The organism is Cellulomonas wangsupingiae (assembly GCF_024508275.1).
GTDB lineage: Bacteria > Actinomycetota > Actinomycetes > Actinomycetales > Cellulomonadaceae > Cellulomonas > Cellulomonas wangsupingiae.
This window is the reverse complement of the sequence record NZ_CP101989.1, coordinates 3,066,556-3,085,302: the sequence shown is the minus strand read 5'-3', so window position 1 is coordinate 3,085,302 and position 18,747 is coordinate 3,066,556. Positions and strand designations below refer to the sequence as shown.

Annotated in this window: 22 protein-coding genes; 14 read left to right on the top strand and 8 right to left on the bottom strand. The window is 75.4% G+C overall.

Annotated features, from left to right (window positions below):
* Window positions 1-34 precede the first annotated feature (34 nt).
* Window positions 35-742 carry a potassium channel family protein gene (locus tag NP075_RS14295; protein ID WP_372456730.1) on the bottom strand — a complete coding sequence of 236 codons (708 nt, stop codon included), beginning with the start codon at window positions 740-742 and terminating at the stop codon, window positions 35-37.
* Complete coding sequence (locus tag NP075_RS14290) at window positions 735-2,108, bottom strand: TrkH family potassium uptake protein (RefSeq protein ID WP_227565326.1); 1,374 nt, start codon at window positions 2,106-2,108, stop codon at window positions 735-737. The genes NP075_RS14295 and NP075_RS14290 overlap by 8 nt, the downstream gene beginning before the upstream one ends.
* 153 nt (window positions 2,109-2,261) lie before the next feature.
* Here NP075_RS14290 and NP075_RS14285 point away from each other — a divergent pair, with 153 nt between their 5' ends.
* The 5 genes from NP075_RS14285 (at window position 2,262) to NP075_RS14265 (ending at window position 6,857) form a co-directional block, all read left to right on the top strand.
* Complete coding sequence (locus tag NP075_RS14285) at window positions 2,262-3,482, top strand: acetoin utilization protein AcuC (RefSeq protein WP_227565327.1); 1,221 nt, start codon at window positions 2,262-2,264, stop codon at window positions 3,480-3,482.
* A gap of 143 nt (window positions 3,483-3,625) precedes the next feature.
* Window positions 3,626-3,862 carry a helix-turn-helix domain-containing protein gene (locus NP075_RS14280; RefSeq protein WP_227565328.1) on the top strand — a complete coding sequence of 79 codons (237 nt, stop codon included), beginning with the start codon at window positions 3,626-3,628 and terminating at the stop codon, window positions 3,860-3,862.
* 181 nt (window positions 3,863-4,043) lie between these two features.
* Complete coding sequence (locus NP075_RS14275) at window positions 4,044-4,142, top strand: 30S ribosomal protein bS22 (RefSeq protein ID WP_003792170.1); 99 nt, start codon at window positions 4,044-4,046, stop codon at window positions 4,140-4,142.
* 207 nt (window positions 4,143-4,349) lie between these two features.
* Window positions 4,350-5,366 carry a LacI family DNA-binding transcriptional regulator gene (locus tag NP075_RS14270; RefSeq protein WP_227565376.1) on the top strand — a complete coding sequence of 339 codons (1,017 nt, stop codon included), beginning with the start codon at window positions 4,350-4,352 and terminating at the stop codon, window positions 5,364-5,366.
* Between the two features lie 162 nt (window positions 5,367-5,528).
* Window positions 5,529-6,857 (top strand): glycoside hydrolase family 27 protein, encoded by a 1,329-nt coding sequence (locus NP075_RS14265; RefSeq protein ID WP_227565329.1) that lies wholly within the window; start codon window positions 5,529-5,531, stop codon window positions 6,855-6,857.
* Window positions 6,858-6,891: 34 nt separating this feature from the next.
* Here NP075_RS14265 and NP075_RS14260 read toward each other — a convergent pair whose 3' ends face one another.
* A complete protein-coding gene (locus tag NP075_RS14260) occupies window positions 6,892-7,437 on the bottom strand; it encodes a GNAT family N-acetyltransferase (protein ID WP_227565330.1) in 546 nt (181 codons plus the stop codon).
* A complete protein-coding gene (locus NP075_RS14255; RefSeq protein ID WP_227565331.1) occupies window positions 7,434-8,300 on the bottom strand; it encodes an HAD family hydrolase in 867 nt (288 codons plus the stop codon). Before NP075_RS14255 ends, NP075_RS14260 begins: the two co-directional genes overlap by 4 nt.
* Window positions 8,301-8,369: 69 nt before the next feature.
* On the opposite strand from NP075_RS14255, the gene NP075_RS14250 reads away from it, so the two are divergent.
* Window positions 8,370-8,648 carry a glutaredoxin family protein gene (locus tag NP075_RS14250; protein ID WP_227565332.1) on the top strand — a complete coding sequence of 93 codons (279 nt, stop codon included), beginning with the start codon at window positions 8,370-8,372 and terminating at the stop codon, window positions 8,646-8,648.
* Between the two features lie 54 nt (window positions 8,649-8,702).
* Window positions 8,703-9,398, top strand: a complete 696-nt coding sequence (locus tag NP075_RS14245; RefSeq protein WP_227565333.1) for a redox-sensing transcriptional repressor Rex — start codon at window positions 8,703-8,705, stop codon at window positions 9,396-9,398.
* A gap of 79 nt (window positions 9,399-9,477) precedes the next feature.
* Here the strand turns inward: NP075_RS14245 and NP075_RS14240 are convergent, their stop codons facing one another.
* A complete protein-coding gene (locus NP075_RS14240) occupies window positions 9,478-10,047 on the bottom strand; it encodes a YceI family protein (RefSeq protein ID WP_227565334.1) in 570 nt (189 codons plus the stop codon).
* A 127-nt stretch (window positions 10,048-10,174) separates the two neighbouring features.
* On the opposite strand from NP075_RS14240, the gene NP075_RS14235 reads away from it, so the two are divergent.
* From NP075_RS14235 to ccsB, 6 genes are read left to right on the top strand one after another with little or no spacing between them, the layout of a single operon-like run.
* Entirely contained in the window at window positions 10,175-10,756 is a 582-nt protein-coding gene (locus tag NP075_RS14235) for a MarR family winged helix-turn-helix transcriptional regulator (protein WP_372456731.1), read from the top strand.
* A gap of 46 nt (window positions 10,757-10,802) precedes the next feature.
* Window positions 10,803-11,459: a histidine phosphatase family protein gene (locus NP075_RS14230; RefSeq protein ID WP_227565335.1), complete on the top strand. Its 657-nt coding sequence runs from the start codon at window positions 10,803-10,805 to the stop codon at window positions 11,457-11,459.
* Window position 11,460: 1 nt separating this feature from the next.
* Window positions 11,461-12,105 (top strand): TlpA family protein disulfide reductase, encoded by a 645-nt coding sequence (locus tag NP075_RS14225; protein ID WP_227565336.1) that lies wholly within the window; start codon window positions 11,461-11,463, stop codon window positions 12,103-12,105.
* Window positions 12,102-13,028, top strand: a complete 927-nt coding sequence (locus NP075_RS14220) for a cytochrome c biogenesis CcdA family protein (RefSeq protein ID WP_227565337.1) — start codon at window positions 12,102-12,104, stop codon at window positions 13,026-13,028. Before NP075_RS14225 ends, NP075_RS14220 begins: the two co-directional genes overlap by 4 nt.
* The gene (gene resB, locus NP075_RS14215; RefSeq protein WP_227565338.1) at window positions 13,025-14,758 is read left to right on the top strand and encodes a cytochrome c biogenesis protein ResB; all 1,734 of its coding nucleotides are present in this window, start codon (window positions 13,025-13,027) and stop codon (window positions 14,756-14,758) included. Before NP075_RS14220 ends, resB begins: the two co-directional genes overlap by 4 nt.
* A complete protein-coding gene (ccsB, locus tag NP075_RS14210; protein ID WP_227565339.1) occupies window positions 14,755-15,765 on the top strand; it encodes a c-type cytochrome biogenesis protein CcsB in 1,011 nt (336 codons plus the stop codon). The genes resB and ccsB overlap by 4 nt, the downstream gene beginning before the upstream one ends.
* A 28-nt stretch (window positions 15,766-15,793) precedes the next feature.
* Here the strand turns inward: ccsB and NP075_RS14205 are convergent, their stop codons facing one another.
* Window positions 15,794-16,150, bottom strand: a complete 357-nt coding sequence (locus NP075_RS14205; protein ID WP_227565340.1) for a PLD nuclease N-terminal domain-containing protein — start codon at window positions 16,148-16,150, stop codon at window positions 15,794-15,796.
* 42 nt (window positions 16,151-16,192) lie between these two features.
* On the opposite strand from NP075_RS14205, the gene NP075_RS14200 reads away from it, so the two are divergent.
* Window positions 16,193-16,486 carry a DUF4229 domain-containing protein gene (locus NP075_RS14200; protein WP_227565341.1) on the top strand — a complete coding sequence of 98 codons (294 nt, stop codon included), beginning with the start codon at window positions 16,193-16,195 and terminating at the stop codon, window positions 16,484-16,486.
* 25 nt (window positions 16,487-16,511) lie between these two features.
* Here the strand turns inward: NP075_RS14200 and NP075_RS14195 are convergent, their stop codons facing one another.
* Together NP075_RS14195 and menE are read right to left on the bottom strand one after the other, a co-directional pair.
* Window positions 16,512-17,381 carry a 1,4-dihydroxy-2-naphthoate polyprenyltransferase gene (locus tag NP075_RS14195; RefSeq protein ID WP_227565342.1) on the bottom strand — a complete coding sequence of 290 codons (870 nt, stop codon included), beginning with the start codon at window positions 17,379-17,381 and terminating at the stop codon, window positions 16,512-16,514.
* Between the two features lie 14 nt (window positions 17,382-17,395).
* Window positions 17,396-18,559 (bottom strand): o-succinylbenzoate--CoA ligase, encoded by a 1,164-nt coding sequence (gene menE / locus NP075_RS14190; protein WP_227565343.1) that lies wholly within the window; start codon window positions 18,557-18,559, stop codon window positions 17,396-17,398.
* Window positions 18,560-18,747: the final 188 nt, after the last annotated feature.

Below are 18,747 nucleotides of genomic sequence, written 5' to 3'. Positions count from 1 at the left end.
TCGCCGAGCCGTGCGGATGGTCCCCGGCGCCCGGTCAGGGACGCGCGGCGAAGCGTTCGAGCAGGTCGGCGTGCCCACCGACGATGATGAGGTCGTTCGCCGAGATGCGCGTCCCGTCCGTCGCGTACTGGAAGTCGATGCCGGGCGACTTCACCCCGATGATCGTGACGCCGTAGCGCTCGCGCACCTTGGACTGCGCGAGCGTGAACCCCTGCGTCTCCTTCGGCGGGCGCATCTTGACGACCGTGAACCCGTCCTCGACCTCGATGTAGTCGAGCATCTTGCCGCTGACGAGGTGCGCGACGCGCGCACCCGCGTCGGCCTCCGGGAGCACCACGTGGTGCGCCCCGATGCGCTGCAGGATGCGCGCGTGCTCGGAGCTGATGGCCTTGGCCCAGATCTGCGGCACGCCGATGTCGACGAGGTTGCCGGTGATCAGCACCGACGCCTCGAGGTACGACCCGACGCCGACGACCGCGACCGGGAAGTCGCGGGCGCCGAGCTGCTCGAGCGCCTCGGGGTTGACGGCGTCCGCCTCGACCAGGGGGATGCGGCCGGACCACTGGGCGACGAGCTCGGGGCTGCGCTCGACGGCCAGCACGTCCTGCCCCAGGCGGTCGAGGGTGGCCGCGATGGCGGAACCGAAACGGCCCAGGCCGATCACCAGGACGCCCGAGTCCTTGTGCGGGGTGCGGGGCGCGTTGCGCGGCTCGCCGCCGCCTGCGCGCAGGCTGTCAGCCAACGATGGGCCTCTCCTCCGGGTAGCGGATGACACGACGACGGTTGCGCAGCGCGAGCGCCGCGGCAAGCGTCATGGTGCCGGTCCGGCCGATGAACATGAGCACGAGGAGCACGTACTTCGCGGGCGTGGGCAGGTCGGCGGTGATGCCGGTCGACAGCCCGCACGTCGCGAACGCGGAGATGACCTCGAACAGGATGCGGTCGAGCGTGAGCCCGGTCATCGCCAGCATGAGCAGCGACGCGACGAGCACGATGCTGGCGGAGATGAAGCCGACGGCGATGGCGACCTGCAGCGTCTCACGCGGGATCCGCCGCCCGAACGCCTCCACGTCGCGGTCGCCGCGGCCCTCGGCGACGATCGCCAGGAGCATGACGGCCAGCGTCGTGACCTTGATGCCGCCGGCGGTGGACGCCGAGCCGCCGCCGACGAACATCAGGGCGTCGAGCAGCAGCCACGTGCCCTCGTGCATCTGCCCGACGTCGACGGTCGAGAAGCCGCCCGACCGCGGCATGACGCCGGCGAACAGCGAGGCCAGCGTGGTGCCCGGGGCGTCGAGCGGCTGGAACGTGCCGGGGTTGGTCCACTCGAACGCCGCGACGACCACCGACCCGAAGACCACCAGCCCCAGGCTCGTGGTGATCGTCAGCTTGGAGTGCAGGTTCCACCGGCGCGGCTCGCGCAGGTGGTGGGCGACGTTGAGGATGACCGGGAACCCGAGGGACCCGATGAAGACGCCGACGATGATCGGCAGCAGCATCCACCAGTCGGAGACGAACGGGTCGAGCCCTTCCGCCGTCGGGACGAAGCCCGCGTTGTTGAACGCCGAGACCGCGTAGAACACCGCGTGCCAGGCGGCCGTCCCCACGGGCTCGCCATGGACCAGCAGCCGGGGGAACAGGATGATCGCGATCGCCACCTCGAGCGCCGTCGAGGTGACGATGACCGTGCGGACCAGCGAGCCCACCTCGCCCAGGCGGGTGACCTTGGTCTCCGACGACACGAGCAGCCGCTGCGTGAGCCCGATGCGCCGCGAGACGGCCATCCCGAGCAGGGACGCCAGCGTCATGACGCCCAGGCCGCCGATCTTGATCGCCACGAGGATGACGACGAGCCCCCACGCGGACCAGTACTCGCCGGTGGGCACGACGACCAGACCGGTCACGGTCGTCGCGGAGGTCGCGGTGAACAGCGCGTCGACGAACGAGGCGCGCTCGCCGTGCGCCGTCGCCCACGGGGCCGACAGCAGCGCGGTGATCAGGGCGATCACGAGCGCGAAGACGCCGAGGGCGAGGCGGGCGGGGGACTGGCGGGCCGACCGGTCCACGTACTCGCGGGCGCTCCACAGCAGGCCGGGCCCTGCGGCCATCACACCTCCCGCTGCTCACGTCGTGCCGACAGGCACACTCTGGCACGTGCCGCCGACGCGTACGCGTCGGTAGGGGCGGCACCGGGGTGACGCGCGGCGGGCCGCGCACGTCTCACCTCGACACGTGCGGCGGCGCGATGGGACGGTGATCCCATGACGGCCACCGACGCCCACCGCGCCGTGCGTGACGGCGAGCGGCCGACCCTGCGGGTCGTGTGGTCGACGGAGCTGCTCGCGTACGACTTCGGGTTCGGCCACCCCATGACGTCCGACCGGATCGACCTGACGATCGCCCTCGCGGCCCAGCTGGGGCTGCTGGAGGGCGACGGCGTGGAGGTGGTCGGGGCCGACCCCGCGTCGGACGCGGTCCTCGCCACGGTGCACGACCCGGCGTACGTCGACGCCGTCCACGCGGCCGCCGAGCACGGCGTGCCCGACCTGGTGCGGGGGCTGGGCACGCGCGACGACCCGTTGTTCCCGCAGATGCACGACGCGGCGGCCCGCATCGTGGGGGCCACGCTCGACGCGGCCCTGGCCGTCTGGGAGGGCCGCGCGGAGCACGCCGTGAACGTGGGAGGCGGGATGCACCACGCGCGGCCGGACGCCGCGTCGGGGTTCTGCGTGTACAACGACGCCGCGGTGGCGATCCGCGCGCTCCTCGAGCAGGGCGCCCGCCGGGTGGCGTACGTGGACGTGGACGCGCACCACGGGGACGGGGTGCAGGCGGTGTTCTGGGACGACCCGCGCGTCCTGACCGTGTCGGTGCACGAGACCGGCCACGCGCTGTTCCCCGGCACCGGGTACCCGACCGAGACGGGTGGCCCGCGCGCCGACGGGACGGCCGTCAACGTCGCGCTGCCGTCGCGCACGGGGGACGCGGGCTGGCTGCGCGCGATCGACGCGGTCGTGCCGGCCGTGGTCCGGGAGTTCGAGCCCGACGTGCTCGTCACCCAGCACGGGTGCGACACGCACCGCATGGACCCGCTGGCGACGCTGCGGGTGTCGGTGGACGGTCAGCGGGTCGCGGCGTCGCTGCTGCACGACCTCGCCCACGAGGTCTGCGGCGGGCGCTGGGTCGCGCTCGGCGGCGGCGGGTACGCGACGCTCGACGTCGTCCCGCGCACGTGGTCGCACCTGATCGGCATCGCGGCGCACCGCCCGGTCGATCCGCTGACGCCCGTGCCCCAGGTGTGGCTGGACGTCGTGCGGCTCCGGTACGGCCACGCGGCGGTCCCCGAGATGACCGACCACGACCCGGCGACGTTCCGGCCGTGGTCGGGCGGGTACGACCCCGCGGACGACGTCGACCGTGCGGTCCGGGCGACGCGGGGCGCGGTCTTCCCGTCCCTGGGCCTGGACCCGGACCTCGACTGAGCGGCGGGCCGGGGGCGTGCTCCGTGGGCCGGGCGGGTGTCTCCCCTTTCCCACCCGTCACAGGCGCCACTACTGTTGTCCGGAGCACCCGGCACGTCGGGTGCGCGACGCCGGCGCGCCCCGGCCATCGGAAAGGCCGGATCATGGGCGAGGAGCAGGGCGGGCCGCAGGGCCGCGTGCGGTTCCTCACGGTCGTCGAGGTCGCGGACCTCATGCGTGTCTCGCGGATGACCGTGTACCGGCTGGTGCACGCGGGGGAGCTGCCCGCGGTGCGGGTCGGGAGGTCGTTCCGGGTGCCGCAGGACGCGCTCGACGCCTACCTGCGCTCGTCGGCGACCGTGGAGCGGGACACGTCCCACGAGGAGCGCCGCAGCTCCTGAGCGCCGCACCCCGCGGCCCGAGGTGGCGTCGCGGTTCGCGGTCGCGTCCGACGATCCCGTAAGGTGGGTGCTCGGACTTCTGCGTGCGTGGGTGATTCGGCTCGGCCCGATGCGCACCGCGCGTCGATCGACCACCATTCGCGGCCCGGGCGGGCCGTGACCGGACACGAGTGAGGACCGCATGGGCTCCGTCATCAAGAAGCGTCGCAAGCGCATGGCGAAGAAGAAGCACCGCAAGCTGCTGCGCAAGACGCGCCACCAGCGCCGCAACAAGAAGTGAGCTGAGCGCCGCTCGTCGGCGCGCAGGCACCCCGGGCCCGGTCGGACGACCGGGCCCGACGTGTGCCCGGACGTGGCCGACGGCATCTACAACGATGTACGGTGGCGTCGTCTGCCACGCGGTCCGCGGGCGGGCAGCCCGACGCACGGCCTGGTCGCGACGAGACGAGGACGCACGGTGAACCGACGACGCAGCGGCGCGGTGACCATGCACGAGGTCGCCGCGCGTGCAGGGGTGTCCATCAAGACGGTGTCGAACGTCGTCAACGGGTACCCGTACATCCGCGAGTCCACCCGCGAGAAGGTCGAGCAGGCCATCGCCGAGCTGGGCTACCAGCTGAACGTGACCGCGCGGAACCTGCGGCGGGGTCGCACGGGACTCATCGGCCTGGCCGTCCCCGAGCTGAGGCTGCCCTACTTCGCCGAGCTGGCGGACTCCGTCATCCGTGCGGCCGAGGACCGCGGGCTCACCGTGCTGATCGAGCAGACCGGGTCCGTGCGCGAGCGCGAGCTCGAGGTCCTGCGCGGCCAGCGCCGGCAGCTCACCGACGGCCTCATCTACTCCCCGCTGGCCCTCGGCCCGGACGACGTGCACGAGCTCGAGGGCGTCGGCTACCCGATGGTGCTGCTCGGCGAGCGCATCTTCGGCGGGCCGGCCGACCACGTGACCATGAGCAACGTCGAGGCAGCCAAGGCCGCGACCCAGCACCTGCTCGACCTGGGACGGCGGCGCATCGCCGTCGTCGGCGCGCACGAGGGCGAGACGGTCGGCTCGGCGTCGCTGCGCCTGCAGGGGTACGTCGCCGCGCTCGAGGAGAACGGCCTGCCCTTCGACCCCGCCCTGGTCGGCGGGGCCGGCCCCTGGCACCGGGCGACCGGCGCCGACACGATGGCGCGCCTCCTGGACGCCGACCTCGGCATCGACGCGGTGTTCGGCCTCAACGACGCCCTCGCGCTGGGAGCGCTGCACACGCTGCACCTGCGGCGCGTCGACGTGCCCGGGCAGGTCGCGGTCATCGGGTTCGACGACATCGAGGAGACGGCGTACTCCTCGCCCACGCTGTCCACCGTGCACCCGGGGCGCGAGCAGATCGCGGCCACCGCCGTCGACCTGCTGCTCGCGCGCATCGAGAACCGCGACGACGACCGGCCGTTCCGCCAGGTCGTGGCGGACTTCTCGGTGGTGGCGCGCCAGTCGACGCTGGGCGACGCCGCACCCGCCTGACGACACCCGCGTCGCATCGAGCCGTCCGAGCGCGCACCGCACGCCGGAGTCGGCGGGCTGTCGCCCAGGTCGCGTCGAGCCGCACGAGCCTCGTTGACGGGCTCGCGGTTGTCGTGCAGGGTGTGCCCTACAACGATGTAGATCGATGGGAGAAGCGCGACGATGACGTGGGCGCACACCCCACCCATGGGGTGGAACAGCTGGGACTGCTACGGCACGACGGTCACCGAGGCCGAGGTGCTGGCCAACGCGCGGTTCCTCGCCGAGCACCTGGCGCCCCACGGGTGGGACACCGTGGTCGTCGACATCGACTGGGCGGACCCCGACGCGCGCCCGCACGGCTACGTCCAGGACGCCGCGCTCGTGCTCGACGCGCACGGCTACCCCCAGCCGGCGCCCGGGCGCTTCCCGTCCGCCGCCGACGGCACGGGCTTCCGCACGCTCGCCGCGCAGGTCCACGCCCTGGGGCTGCGGTTCGGCGTGCACGTGCTGCGCGGGGTACCACGCCGTGCCGTCGCCGCCGCGCTGCCGGTGCCCGGTGACGGCGGCTGGACCACCGCGGACGTCGCGGACCCCACCTCGACGTGCCCGTGGAACGGGCACATGGTCGGCCTGGACCACACCCACCCGGGTGCGCAGGACTGGCTCGACGGCCTCGTGGCCCAGCTCGCGTCCTGGGGCGTCGACCTCGTGAAGGTCGACGACATGCTCGCCCCGTTCCACGCCGACGCCGTCCGCGCCTGGGGCACCGCGATCGCCCGCTCGGGGCGCGACATCGTCCTGTCGCTGTCACCCGGCACCCGCCTGTCGACCGAGCACCTGCCCGTGCTGCGCGAGCACGCCCAGATGTGGCGCGTGTGCGACGACCTGTGGGACCGCTGGGAGGACGTGCACGCGAACTTCGCGCGCCTCGCGCGCTGGGCGCCGCACCAGCGGCCCGGCGGCTGGGCGGACGCCGACATGCTCCCGCTCGGGCGCATCGGCATCCGGGCCGAGCGGGGGGAGGACCGCTCCAGCAGGCTGACGCCCGACGAGCAGCGCACCCTGCTGACGTTGTGGGTCATGGCCCGCTCGCCGCTCATGATGGGCGGGGACCTGCCGACGACCGACCCCGCGACCATCGGGCTGCTGACGACGCCTGCCGTCGGCCACGTCCTGCGCACCGGCGTGGACGGCCGCGAGCTGCTGCGCGAGCCCGCCGGCCACGACCTGGACGCCGGCGAGGTGATCGTGTGGGCTGCGCGCGCCGGCGACGGCTCGGACGGCCGCTACGCGGCGGTGTTCTGGACCGGTGAGCGGCCACGCGCGGAGCGGCTGCCCCTGTCCTCGCTCCTCGGGGACGACGACGCCCGCGGCCCCTGGCAGGTGCGCGACCTGTGGTCCGGCGACGCGCTGCACCCCGTCGCCGCTGCCGGCGAGCCGCACGGCTGGCTCGACGTCACCGTCCCGGCGCACGGCGTGCGCTGGGTCGAGCTGCACCGCCCCCGGTGACCCGGCCACCCGGTCGCTCGCGCCGACGGGTGCGTCAGAGCGGGCGCTCCAGCACGTGGTCGTCCTCGACCCGGGCACCCACGACGAAGTGCCGGGCGCCCACGACGGCGAACCCCTCGCGCGCGTAGAACGCCTGCGCACGCGCGTTCTGCTGGTTCACCCCCAGCCAGATGCCGGCGCCCCCGAGGGCACGCGCGTGGTCGAAGGACGCGCGCAGCAGCGCGGACGCGACGCCCGCGCCGTGGTGGTCGGGGTGCACGTAGCACTTCGACAGCTCGACCGTGGGGCGGATGTGGACCGCCGCGCGGGTGTCGTCGTCGGCCGGCTCGCCCGCGACCAGCAGGGTGTAGCCGAGCAGCGTCCCGTCGGGTGCGCACGCGACGAGGACGACGCGGGCGGGGTCGGACGCGTGCTGCGCGAACCGCGGTGCGGTCAGGTGCTCGTCGACGAACGCCTGCTGGTCGCCGGCCGTCGACCCCGGCGGGCACGCGAGGGGGAACGTGACGGCGGCGAGCGCGGCGAGCGCGGGCGCGTCCTGGGGGGTGGCGGTGCGCACGGCCCAGTCGGTCACCGCGGTCATCGGCCCTCCGTCCGGCGGAGCACCGAGCGGCGCAGGGACCGGCCCACCACAGCGAGCGCCCACACGACGCCGGCGAGGCTCGCGGCGTTGACGCCCCGGCGCGCCTGCCGGCGCCGCGTGCGGAACTCGCGCACCGGCCAGCCGACCTCGGCGGCGTGACGCCGCAGCCGCCCGTCGGGGTTGATCGCGCACGGGTGCCCGACGGTCGACAGGATCGGCACGTCGTTGGTGGAGTCGCCGTAGGCGTGGCACAGGCCCAGGTCGTACCCCTCGCGCTCGGCGAGCGCACGGACCGCGCTCGCCTTGGCCTCGCCGTGCAGCAGGTCCCCGACGAGGCGCCCGGTGTAGAAGCCGTCCCGGTGCTCCGCGACGGTGCCGAGCGCGCCGCTCGCACCGAGGCGCCGCGCGATGAGCTCGCCGATCTCGACCGGCGTCGCCGTCACGAGCCACACGGCGTGCCCCTCGGCGAGGTGCGCGTCGAGCAGGGTCTGCGTCCCGGGGTAGATGCGCAGGCTGAGGACCTCGTCGTAGACGTCCTCGGCGATCGCGGTCACCTCGGCGACCGAGTGCCCGCGCATGATGTCCAGCGCCCGCGCGCGGACGTCGTCGATCTGCTCGCGGTTCTCGCCGAAGGCCCGGTAGCGGGCCTGCTCCCACGCGAACTTCAGCAGGTCGTGCTTGCGGAAGAACCCGCGGCGGTACAGGCCGACGGCGAGGTGGAACGCGCTCGCCCCCCGGATGATCGTGTTGTCCACGTCGAAGAACGCCGCCACGCGCGTGCCCTCGGGCACCAGCCGTGCTCTCGGTGTCTCCACCGTGGCGGCGACCACGGTGTCGTCGCCCGTCCCGTCGCCCGCGTGCATCCGGACACTGTAACGAGCGCGGCCGCACGCCGGGCGACCGTCCGCCCCCGTGCGGGTTAGCGTGGCGGCGTGAGTCGGACGACGGCGCCCCGCGTGGTGCTCTACGGACGGGCCGGGTGCCACCTGTGCGACGAGGCGCGGTCGCTCGTGGAACGGGTCTGCGCGGACGTCGGGGCGACGTGGGCGGAGGTCGACGTCGACGTCCCGGCGCCGGACGGCCGGTTGCCGGCCGACGAGCTGGGCGACCTCGTGCCCGTCGTCGACGTCGACGGCGTGCGGCGCGGCTACTGGCGCATCGACGAGACCCGGCTGCGGCGGGCTCTCGCGGCGGGCGGTGCCAGGCCCTAGCGTGTGACACCAGGCGCCGGGGCCGTCCCCGGTGACGCGGGTACGGAGGGTCGTGTGGGCGTTCGGCGCACCTCGGGACGAGACGGCGTCCGGCGTGCCGCGCGCGAGGCCCAGGCGGTTCCGCACGCGACGGTCGGCCGGCTCCCGGGCTACCTGCGGGCGCTGGAGGAGACGGCCGCGGACGGCGCCGTCCTGACGTCGTCGGACGAGCTCGCGGCCCGGGCCGGTGTGACGCCCGCGCAGCTGCGCAAGGACCTGTCGTTCCTCGGGTCCTACGGTCGGCGCGGCGTCGGCTACGACGTGGGCCACCTGCGCGAGCAGATCACGGTGGCGCTGGGGCTCGCGGACGTCCGCCGCGTCCTGCTGGTGGGCGTGGGGAACCTGGGGCACGCGCTGGCGAACTACGCCGGCATCGCCGAGCGGGGGTTCGTCCTCGTGGGGCTGGTCGACGCGGACCCGGCGGTCGTGGGCACCACCGTGGCGGGGCTCGTGGTCGAGCCGGCGGCCGACCTGGCCGCGGTCGTCGCGCGCACCGGTGCGACGATCGCGGTGCTCACGACGCCGGCGGCCGTCGCCCAGCGCGTGTGCGACGAGCTCGTCGCGGCCGGCGTCGTGGGGGTGCTGACCTTCGCCCCCTGCGCGCTGCGCGTGCCGCCCCACGTGGACGTGCGGGCGGTGGACGTGGCCTCCGAGCTGCAGATCCTGGCGTTCCACGACCGGGCGCGCAGCGTCGGCGGGGGGGTGTCGTGACGGTGCCCGGACGCCGCGAGGGCGCGACCGAGCGGGTCGCGCCCTCGGGCGTGGGTGCCGGGCGGTGCCGGCGGGTGGCTCAGGCCGCCTTGATGGCCGAGACGTCGAGGTCGATGCGCACCTTGTCGCCGACGAGCACGCCGCCGGCCTCGAGCGCGGCGTTCCACGTCAGGTCGAAGTCCTTGCGGGAGATGGTCACGGTGGCCTCGAAGCCCGCACGCGTGTTGCCGAACGGGTCGACGGCCGTGCCGTTGAACGTCGTCTCGAGCTCGACCTCGCGGGTGACGCCGTGGATCGTCAGGTCGCCGACCACGACGTGCTCGGAGCCGCTCTCGCGCACCGCGGTGGACGTGAAGGTCCAGTCGCCGAACTTCTCGACGTCGAAGAACTCGCCGCTCTTGAGGTGGCCGTCGCGGTTGGCGTCGCCGGTGCTGACGGTCGTGGGGTCGAGCGTGACGGTCACGGACGACGCCTCGAGGTCCTCGCCGACGGTCAGGACGCCCGAGGTGACCGCGACGGTGCCGCGGACCTTGGAGATGCCCGCGTGGCGGACGGTGAACGACGCCTCGGTGTGCGAGGGGTCGATGTTCCAGGTGCCGGCGGTCAGGCCGGTGGGGAGAGCGGTCGTGCCGGTGGGGAGAGCGGTCATGGGGTCCTCCGTAGGGTCGTGGTGGGGGGTCCGCACGTCGGACCAACGGGTTCGTTGACTCGACAAGTATTCGGTGATTGATCTTTCTACTACAGTGCACGGTGAGCCGCAACCCCAGGAGGACGACGTGCCGACCCGCAGCTCGACGGCCAAGGTGCAGCCGGACGACGCCGGCCCGCCCGACGCCACCCCTGCCACCCCGTCCGCCCCCGACGACGTGCGCTGGCTCTCGGAGTCCCAGCAGAAGCACTGGCGGGCGTTCCGCGACGGCACGGCGCTGCTCTTCGACGTGCTCGCACGCGAGCTCGACGACTGCAGCGGGCTGTCGCTGGGGGAGTACGAGGTGCTCGTCCGCCTGTCCGAGGCGCCGGGGCACGCGCTGCGCATGTCCGAGCTGGCCGACGACCTGGCGCACTCGCGCAGCCGCCTGACGCACACCGTGGCCCGCATGGAGCGCGACGGCATCGTCCGACGCGAGCCCGCGCGCGACGACGCGAGGGGCGTCAACTGCGTGCTCACCGAGCACGGCTGGCAGGTGCTCGTCGCCGCGGCACCCGGGCACGTCGAGTCGGTTCGCGCCCACCTCGTCGACGTGCTCGACGACACCCAGCTCGCCGCGCTCGGCGTCGCGATGCAGGTGGTCGTCGAGCACCTGCGCGCACCGGCCGGTGCCCCCGCCGCGCCCGACGGGGTGGGGCGGCCGCGCTGAGCCCGCCGGGTGCCGGGCACCCGGAAGACTTTGCGAGACTGTGCACATGGTCGCCACGACGGTCCACCTGCTGCGGCACGGTGAGGTCCACAACCCCGACGGTCTCCTGTACGGCCGGCTGCCCGGCTACCGGCTGTCCGAGCGCGGGCAGCAGATGGCCGAGCTCGTCGCCCGCACGCTGGCCGGGGCGCAGGACGCGCCGCGCCGCGACGTCGTGGTCGTCACCGCGTCGCCGCTGCAGCGCGCCCAGGAGACGGCCGCTCCCATCGCGGCGGCCTTCGGGCTGCCCGTCGGGACCGACGACCGGCTCGTCGAGGCCGCCAACCACTTCCAGGGCATGACCTTCGGGGTGGGCGACGGCTCGCTGCGCCACCCGCGGCACTGGCCGCACCTGCGCAACCCGTTCCGCCCCTCCTGGGGCGAGGCGTACGCCGAGCAGGTCGACCGGATGCTCGCCGCGGTCGACGCCGCCCGCGTCGCCGCACGCGGCCACGAGGCCGTGCTCGTCAGCCACCAGCTGCCGATCTGGGTCACCCGCCTCGCGCTGGAGAACCGCCGGCTGTGGCACGACCCGCGCCGCCGGCAGTGCGCGCTCGCGTCGCTGACGAGCCTGCGGTTCGAGGACGACACGCTCGTCGGGGTCGGCTACGGCGAGCCGGCCGCCGCGCTGCTGCCCGGCGCGTCCCAGGTCGCCGGGGCCTGACGTGCGGCGACGCCCGGCATCCCGGTTCACGGCCGCCCTCGCGACGGGGACGGCGGTCCTCCTGCTGCTCGCCGGCTGCGCGGGCGGCACGGACGAGGACCGTGCCGCCCCGGACGTCGTCGACCAGGGGTACCAGTCCGGCGACGGCTCGACGACGACGTGGGCGCCGGCCGACCGCGTCGGCCCCCTGGACATCACGGGCACCGACTACGAGGGCACCGCGCACGACCTCGCGCAGTGGCGCGGCGACGTCGTGCTGCTCAACACCTGGTACGCCGCATGCCCGCCGTGCCGGGCGGAGGCGCCCGACCTCGCGCAGGTCGCCACGGACTACGCCGACGACGGCCTGCGGGTGCTGGGCATCAACAGCCGGGACGCCGCCGGGACCGCGCAGGCCTTCCAGCGCCGGCTCGAGGTGCCGTACCCGTCGCTCGACGACACGGGCGGCTCCGCGATCGCCGCGCTGCAGGGGGTCGTGCCGGTCAACGCCGTGCCCACCACCGTGCTGCTCGACCGCGAGGGCCGCGTCGCGGCGCGCGTCCTCGGGCTCGTCGAGGCGTCGACCCTGCGCGCGCTGGTCGACGACCTGCTCGCCGAGGCCCCCGGGTCCGCCGCGGGCGCGACCGGCGCGGCGGACGGCCGATGAACGTCGGCGTGGCGGTGCTCGGCGTCGGCTCGACCGTCGCCGACGGGTCGCTGCTGCTCGCCGTGCCCGTCGCGCTCCTGGCAGGGCTCGTCTCGTTCGCCTCGCCGTGCGTCCTGCCGCTGGTGCCGGGCTACCTCGGTCTGCTCGGCGGCCTCGTCGGCGGGGAGCGGCGCGGGACCGGTGCCCGGCTGGGCGTCGTCGACGCCACGGACGTCGTCCGCCTCGGTGCGCGCGCACGCGCGACCGTCGACGCCCGGCCCGCCGACGCGCGCCCCGCCGCCGCGGGGGCCGCCGTGCCCGTCGCCGGCACCGCGGTGCCGCTGCCCGCCCGCCCCGGCCGCCGCGCGCTGGTGCTCGGCGTCGCGCTCTTCGTCGCGGGCTTCTCCGCGGTGTTCGTCGCGTTCGGCGCGCTCGCCGGGTCGCTCGGTGCGGCGCTGTGGCAGTGGCAGGACCCGGTCAGCCGCGTGCTCGGCGCGCTGACGGTCGTGCTCGGCCTCGCGTTCCTCGGTGCCGTCCCGTTCCTGCAGGCCGACCGGCGGGTCCGGCTGGCGCCGCGGGCCGGCGTGTGGGGCGCGCCCGTGCTCGGCGTCGCCTTCGGCCTGGGCTGGACACCCTGCATCGGCCCGACGCTCGCCGCGATCCTCACGCTCTCGCTGACCGGCGGCTCGGCCGGGCGCGGCGCGCTGCTCGCGGCCGCGTTCTGCGTGGGCCTCGGGGTGCCGTTCGTGCTCGTCGGGCTCGGCCTGCAGCGGTCGCGACGTGCGCTGCGGTGGCTGGGACGCCACCGGCTGGCGGTGCAGCGCACCGGCGGCGCGGTGCTCGTCGTGCTCGGTGCGGCGCTCCTCACCGGTGCGTGGGGCACGTGGGCGGCCTGGCTGCAGGGCGTCCTGACCGGTGGCGACCCGTTCGTGCCGGCGCTGTGAGCGGCACGACGCGGCCGGGCGCCGCCACGACGTCCCCGGGCTACCGCCCCGCCGGTCTCGACGACGCGTTCTCCGACGGCGGCCAGGGAGCGCCGCCGCCGGCACCCGCGACCGGTGGGCAGCTGCCCGCCCTCGGCCCCGTCGGCTGGCTGCGCTGGGCCTGGCGCCAGCTGACGAGCATGCGGGTCGCGCTCCTGCTCCTGGTGCTGCTGGCGGTGGCCGCCGTGCCCGGCACCATGTTCCCGCAGCGTCCGCAGGACCCGGCCGGCGTCGCGGCGTACCTGACCGACCACCCGTCGACCGGGCCGTGGCTCGACCGGCTCGGGTTCTTCGACGTGTACGCGTCGGTCTGGTTCTCCGCGATCTACCTCCTGCTGTTCGTCTCGCTGATCGGCTGCATCCTGCCGCGCACGCGCGTCCACCTGGCGGCCGTGCGGGGACGCCCCCCGCGCACGCCGCGCAGGCTCGCGCGGTTCCCCGCCCAGGGTGCGGGCACGTCGCCCGACGCGCCGCAGGTCGTCGTCGAGCGGGCCGCGGCAGTGCTGCGCCGCCGCCGGCTCGGGGTGCCGGCGTTCCGTGCGGACGTGCACGACGAGGGCGGCGGCACCTGGTCGGTGTCCGCGGAGCGCGGGTACCTGCGCGAGACCGGCAACCTCGTGTTCCACCTGGCGCTGCTCGGCCTGCTCGTCGCGATGGCGGCCGGCCAGATGCTGCACTACCGCGGCCAGGCGATCGTCGTGCAGGGCACCGGCTTCGCCAACGTGCAGGCCGCCTACGACACGTTCGAGCGCGGCACCGCGTTCGACCCCGCCGACCTGGTGCCGTTCACCATGCGCCTCGACGACTTCGAGGCGCGCTTCGACCCCGCCACGCTGCAGTCGCGCGACTTCACCGCGTACGTCACGGTCGCCGAGCCGGGGGGCGAGCCGCAGGAGCGCACGATCAAGGTGAACCACCCGATCGTCGCCGGCGGCGCCAAGGTGTACCTGCAGGGCAACGGGTACGCGCCCGCGGTCACCGTGCACGACGCCGCGGGCGAGGTCGCCTTCTCCGGCCCCGTGCCGTTCCTGCCGCAGGACGACGTCTACACGTCGCGCGGCGTGGTCAAGGTCCCCGACGTGTCGGGGGACCAGCCGCAGGTCGGGCTCGTCGGGTACCTGCTGCCCACGGCCGTCGAGCCCGCCCCGGGGCTGTGGCGCTCGGTGGACCCGCAGCCCGCCGACCCGCTGCTCGTGCTCTCGGTGTGGTCCGGCAACCTCGGCCTGGACACGGGGGTGCCGCAGAACGCCTACCGCCTCGACGAGTCGCGCATGGAGCAGGCCGTCGACGACGCGGGCGAGGTCGTCACGCTCTACGTGCGTCCGGGCGAGACGGTCGAGCTGCCCGACGGGCTGGGCACGCTGACGTTCGACGACCTGCCCCGGTTCGTCGCCCTCGACCTGCGCCACGACCCCTCGCTCGCGTGGGTGCTGACGTTCGCGCTGCTCGCGCTCGCGGGGCTGACGGTCTCGCTGTTCGCCCCCCGCCGCCGCCTGTGGCTGCGGGCGGCACCCGCGCAGGACGATGGTCCCGGCCCGGCGACTACAGTGATCACCGCCGCCGGCCTCGCCCGCGGCGACGACATCGGCTTGCAGCCAGAGCTCGACCGCGTCCTGGCCGACGTGCTCGGCACGCCAGGCCCCTCGCACCACACCACCGGGTCCGCAGGCCCGCAGGAGGACACGACATGAACGTCGCCGAGCTGAGCGACCTGTTCGTCTGGTCGGCCGCGACCGCGCTGACCATCGCGCTCGTCGCGTACGCCGTCGACCTGGCGCGCGTCGCCGAGGTGGCGCGCGCCGCGCGGGAGGTGCGCGAGCCCGTCGCTGTCGGGGGTCCGTCCGCCGCGCCGGCGGCAGCGGTGACGCCGGGCGCGCCCGTGCGCGGCAAGGCTGCCGGCATCGCGTGGTCGACGCTCGTGCTCGGCACGCTGCTGCTGCTCGTCGCGATCGTGCTGCGAGGGGTCGCGGCGGGCCGCTGGCCGACCGCCAACATGTACGAGTTCACGATCGTGGGCACGTTCTGCGCCGCCGCCGTCCTCGTCGTCGTGCAGCGGCGCCGGCCCATCGCCTTCGTCGGGGTGGTCGTCACCGGCATGTCGGTCCTGGCCCTGGTGCTCGCGCTGAACACGCTGCACGTGCAGGCGGACGCGGTCCAGCCCGCCCTGCAGCGGTACTGGCTGGTCATCCACGTGGGCGTCGCGATCCTGGCGACGGGGGTGTTCACGGTCGCGTTCGCGACGGCCGCGCTGCAGGTCCTGCGCGAGTCCCGCGACGAGGGGCGCTCGCGCCTCGACCGGCCCTGGAGCAAGGCCGACGGCGTGCGCCAGGCGTTCGCCGGGGCGCGCGTCACCGGCCCCGCGTTCGCGTGGCTGGAGCAGGTGCCCGACGCGCGGCGTCTCGAGGCGATGTCGTTCCGCCTGCACGCCGTCGGCTTCGTGCTGTGGACGTTCACGCTCATCGGCGGGGCGATCTGGGCCGAGGAGGCGTGGGGCCGGTTCTGGGGCTGGGACCCCAAGGAGGTCGGCACGTTCGTCGCGTGGGTCGTCTACGCCGCGTACCTGCACGCGCGCACCACGCGGGGCTGGACGGGACGTCGTGCCGCGTACATCGCCTTCGTCGGCTACGCCGCCGTGATCGCCAACTTCACGGTCGTCAACCTGTTCGTCGACGGGCTGCACTCGTACTCGGGGCTGTGAGCCCCGACGGCCGTCGGCGCGGGCCGGCTCAGGCCGCCGGCGGCCCGTCCGCCGTGCTGCTCCCGTCGGCGGTGCTGCCGTCGTCCGGCCGGTCGCTCCCGTCCTGCCGCTGACGGCGCCGGCGCTCCTGGTCGAGCCGGAACAGGAACTCCGGGTCGTCGTCCGGTGCGACCGGCCCGCCGCCGCGTGCCCCCGGGGCACCGGCGTGCGGTGCGCGACGGCGCACGACGAGCCACACCACGCCACCGACGAACGGGAGCAGCACGATCAGCAGCCACACGGTGGTCGGCAGGCCGCGTCGTGCCCGTTCGTCGCTCCCCAGCACGTCGAAGACGCAGTAGATGATGAGGGCGACGGCGAGGATCAACGGCAGGTACCTGAGCACCTGTCCACCCTAGACGCGCCCGGCGGCGCCTACCCTGGGGGCGTGCCCGTTCTCGTCTACTCCCTGCTGCGCGTCGTCCTCTTCCTCGCCGTGACCGGCGTGCTGTGGTGGGCCGGGATGCGCTCCTGGGTGGCTCCCGTCCTGGCCGCCGTGATCGCGTTCGCCCTGTCCTACGTGCTGCTGCGCCGGCAGCGCGACGCGGCCGCGCTCCACCTCGCCGCTCGTGCCGAGCGGCGCCGCGGCGCCGCCGGCCAGGCCGCGGGGGCCGGTGCGGACGAGGACGCGGAGGACGCCGAGGTCGAGCGGTCGGCCGTCCAGGACCACCGCGGGGCCTGAGACCGCCGCGCGCCGTCGTCGGCGCCTACAGCGCCAGCCCGAGGCCCAGCAGCATCCCGAACCCGAGCTCGAGCAGGCCCGTGCCGCCCAGCACGGGGACGAGCGCGATGCCGCGCGCACCGGCCAGCACGGCCACGGCGAGCAGCACCGCGGGCGCGAGCAGCAGCAGCACGAGCAGCGACCACGGCGCGGCGACCGCGCACACGGCCCCCAGGAGCACGGGCAGCACCACCATCGCCGCGTACGCGCGGCGGGCCCGGTGGTCGCCGAGCCGGACGGCGAGCGTGCGCTTGCCGACCAGGGCGTCCGTGGGGATGTCCCGCAGGTTGTTGGCCATCAGCAGGGCGCACGCGAGCAGACCGATCGCGACGGCGCCGACCACCGCCGGCCACGTGACCCGGCCCGCCTGCGTGTACGTCGTCCCCAGCACGGCCACGAGGCCGAAGAACACGAAGACGCCGACCTCGCCGAGCCCGAGGTACCCGTACGGGCGCCGCCCGCCGGTGTACGTCCACGCGGCGACGACGGCCAGCGCGCCCACCGCGAGCAGCCACCAGGCGCCCGACAGCACCACGAGCCACAGCCCCAGCAGGGCGGCGACGCCCAACGCGGTGAACGCGGCGCCGCGCACCTGGCGGGGCGCCGCCGCGCCCGACGCGGTGAGCCGCCGGGGACCGACGCGGTCCACGTCGGTGCCGCGCACCCCGTCGGAGTAGTCGTTGGCGTAGTTGACGCCCACCTGCAGCGCGAGGGCCACGCCCGCCGCGAGCAGCGCACGGCCGGCGGACGCCGCGTCGACCTGCGCCGCCGCGCCCGTCCCGACGAGGACCGGGGCGACAGCGGCGGGCAGGGTGCGCGGGCGGGCGCCGGCGATCCAGTCGGAGGCGGTGGCCATGGTGCTCCTCGTCGTCAGGGGGCGTCGTCGGGGCGGGTGGGCGAGGCCATGCGCTCCGTGGCCAGGCGGGCGACCGCGCGGCGGTCGGGCTTGCCCGGCCCTCGCATCGGCAGCTCGTCGACCACGAGCACCTGCCGCGGCGCGCTCGCCGGCCCGAGCACGGCGGCGACCGCCGTGCGCAGGGGCGTCAGGGGCGGGACGACGCCGCCCCGGGTCACGACGACGGCGACGACCGACTGCCCCCAGTGCTGGTCCGGGACGCCGACCACGCACACCTCGCGCACGTCGGCGACGTGGGCGACGACCTCCTCGACCGCGAGGGGGTCGACCTTCACGCCGCCGGTGACCAGCACGTCGTCGAGCCGGCCGAGCACGTGCAGGACGCCGTCGGCGAGGCGTCCCCGGTCGGCCGTGCGCAGCCAGCGGCGGCCCTCGGCGGTGACGAACGTCGTCGCGTCGAGGTCCGGGCGGTGCAGGTAGCCGGTCGCGAGCACGGGCCCGGTGAGCGTGACGCGCTGCTCACGGTCCACCGCGACCTCGACGCCGTCGAGCGGCCGCCCGTCGTACACGCACCCGCCGCAGGTCTCCGTCATGCCGTAGGTCGTCACGACGCGCACGCCCGCGGCGCGGGCCCGTGCCAGCAGCGGCGGCGGGCACGCCGCCCCGCCCACGAGGACGGCGTCGAAGGCGCGCGCCGCGGCGGTGGCGTCCGCGTCGTCGAGCACGCGCACCAGCTGGGTGGGGACCAGGGACGTGTAGTGCCGGCCGTCCCCGTCGGTTGCGGCGCGGGCCGCCTGTGTGAAGGTCGCGGCGCGGAAGGGCCCGTCGGGGAGGGTGGCCGGGGGCCCGCCCGCCAGGAGCGAGCGCAGCACGACCTGCAGGCCCGCGACGTGGTGCACGGGCAGTGCCAGCAGCCAGGAGCCCGGCCCGCCGAGCCGGGCCGCGGTCGCGTCCGCGGAGGCGCGCAGCGCCGCGGCGGACAGCATGACGTCGCGCGGACGGCCGCTGGACCCCGAGGTGCGCACGACCAGCGCCACGTCCGCGGGCACGTGGACGGACCGCGCGGGGGCGGGCTCGTCGAGGGGCCGCACCGCCGGGCCGGTGCCGTCGAGCGCCGCGGTCAGGGCGGTGACGAGGTCCCGTGCCTGCGCGGGCACGTCGCGCAGCGGCCGGTCCACGGGCACAGCCTAGGTCGTCCGCCGCGAGGTGCGCGCCGCGGGGACCCGCCGACGCGCAGGGGTGTGCGGGCCCTCCAAGTCGCGCGTCGTAGAGTGTCCGCGGTCCGGCGCCGCCCCGGCGGGTGGTGCACGGGGCCGGGAGGACACGTCCGCGGCAGACGGCCGCGGCGCCGGTGGACGGGGAGTGA

Coding starts and splice junctions, on each gene's coding strand:
- NP075_RS14230 (WP_227565335.1), top strand. CDS start 10,803: ATGGTCGCCACGACGGTCCACCTGCTGCGGCACGGTGAGGTCCACAAC.
- NP075_RS14285 (WP_227565327.1), top strand. CDS start 2,262: ATGACGGCCACCGACGCCCACCGCGCCGTGCGTGACGGCGAGCGGCCG.
- ccsB (WP_227565339.1), top strand. CDS start 14,755: ATGAACGTCGCCGAGCTGAGCGACCTGTTCGTCTGGTCGGCCGCGACC.
- NP075_RS14240 (WP_227565334.1), bottom strand. CDS start 10,047: ATGACCGCTCTCCCCACCGGCACGACCGCTCTCCCCACCGGCCTGACC.
- NP075_RS14195 (WP_227565342.1), bottom strand. CDS start 17,381: ATGGCCACCGCCTCCGACTGGATCGCCGGCGCCCGCCCGCGCACCCTG.
- NP075_RS14270 (WP_227565376.1), top strand. CDS start 4,350: ATGCACGAGGTCGCCGCGCGTGCAGGGGTGTCCATCAAGACGGTGTCG.
- NP075_RS14280 (WP_227565328.1), top strand. CDS start 3,626: ATGGGCGAGGAGCAGGGCGGGCCGCAGGGCCGCGTGCGGTTCCTCACG.
- NP075_RS14260 (WP_227565330.1), bottom strand. CDS start 7,437: ATGACCGCGGTGACCGACTGGGCCGTGCGCACCGCCACCCCCCAGGAC.
- NP075_RS14265 (WP_227565329.1), top strand. CDS start 5,529: ATGACGTGGGCGCACACCCCACCCATGGGGTGGAACAGCTGGGACTGC.
- NP075_RS14255 (WP_227565331.1), bottom strand. CDS start 8,300: ATGCACGCGGGCGACGGGACGGGCGACGACACCGTGGTCGCCGCCACG.
- NP075_RS14275 (WP_003792170.1), top strand. CDS start 4,044: ATGGGCTCCGTCATCAAGAAGCGTCGCAAGCGCATGGCGAAGAAGAAG.
- NP075_RS14290 (WP_227565326.1), bottom strand. CDS start 2,108: ATGGCCGCAGGGCCCGGCCTGCTGTGGAGCGCCCGCGAGTACGTGGAC.
- NP075_RS14220 (WP_227565337.1), top strand. CDS start 12,102: ATGAACGTCGGCGTGGCGGTGCTCGGCGTCGGCTCGACCGTCGCCGAC.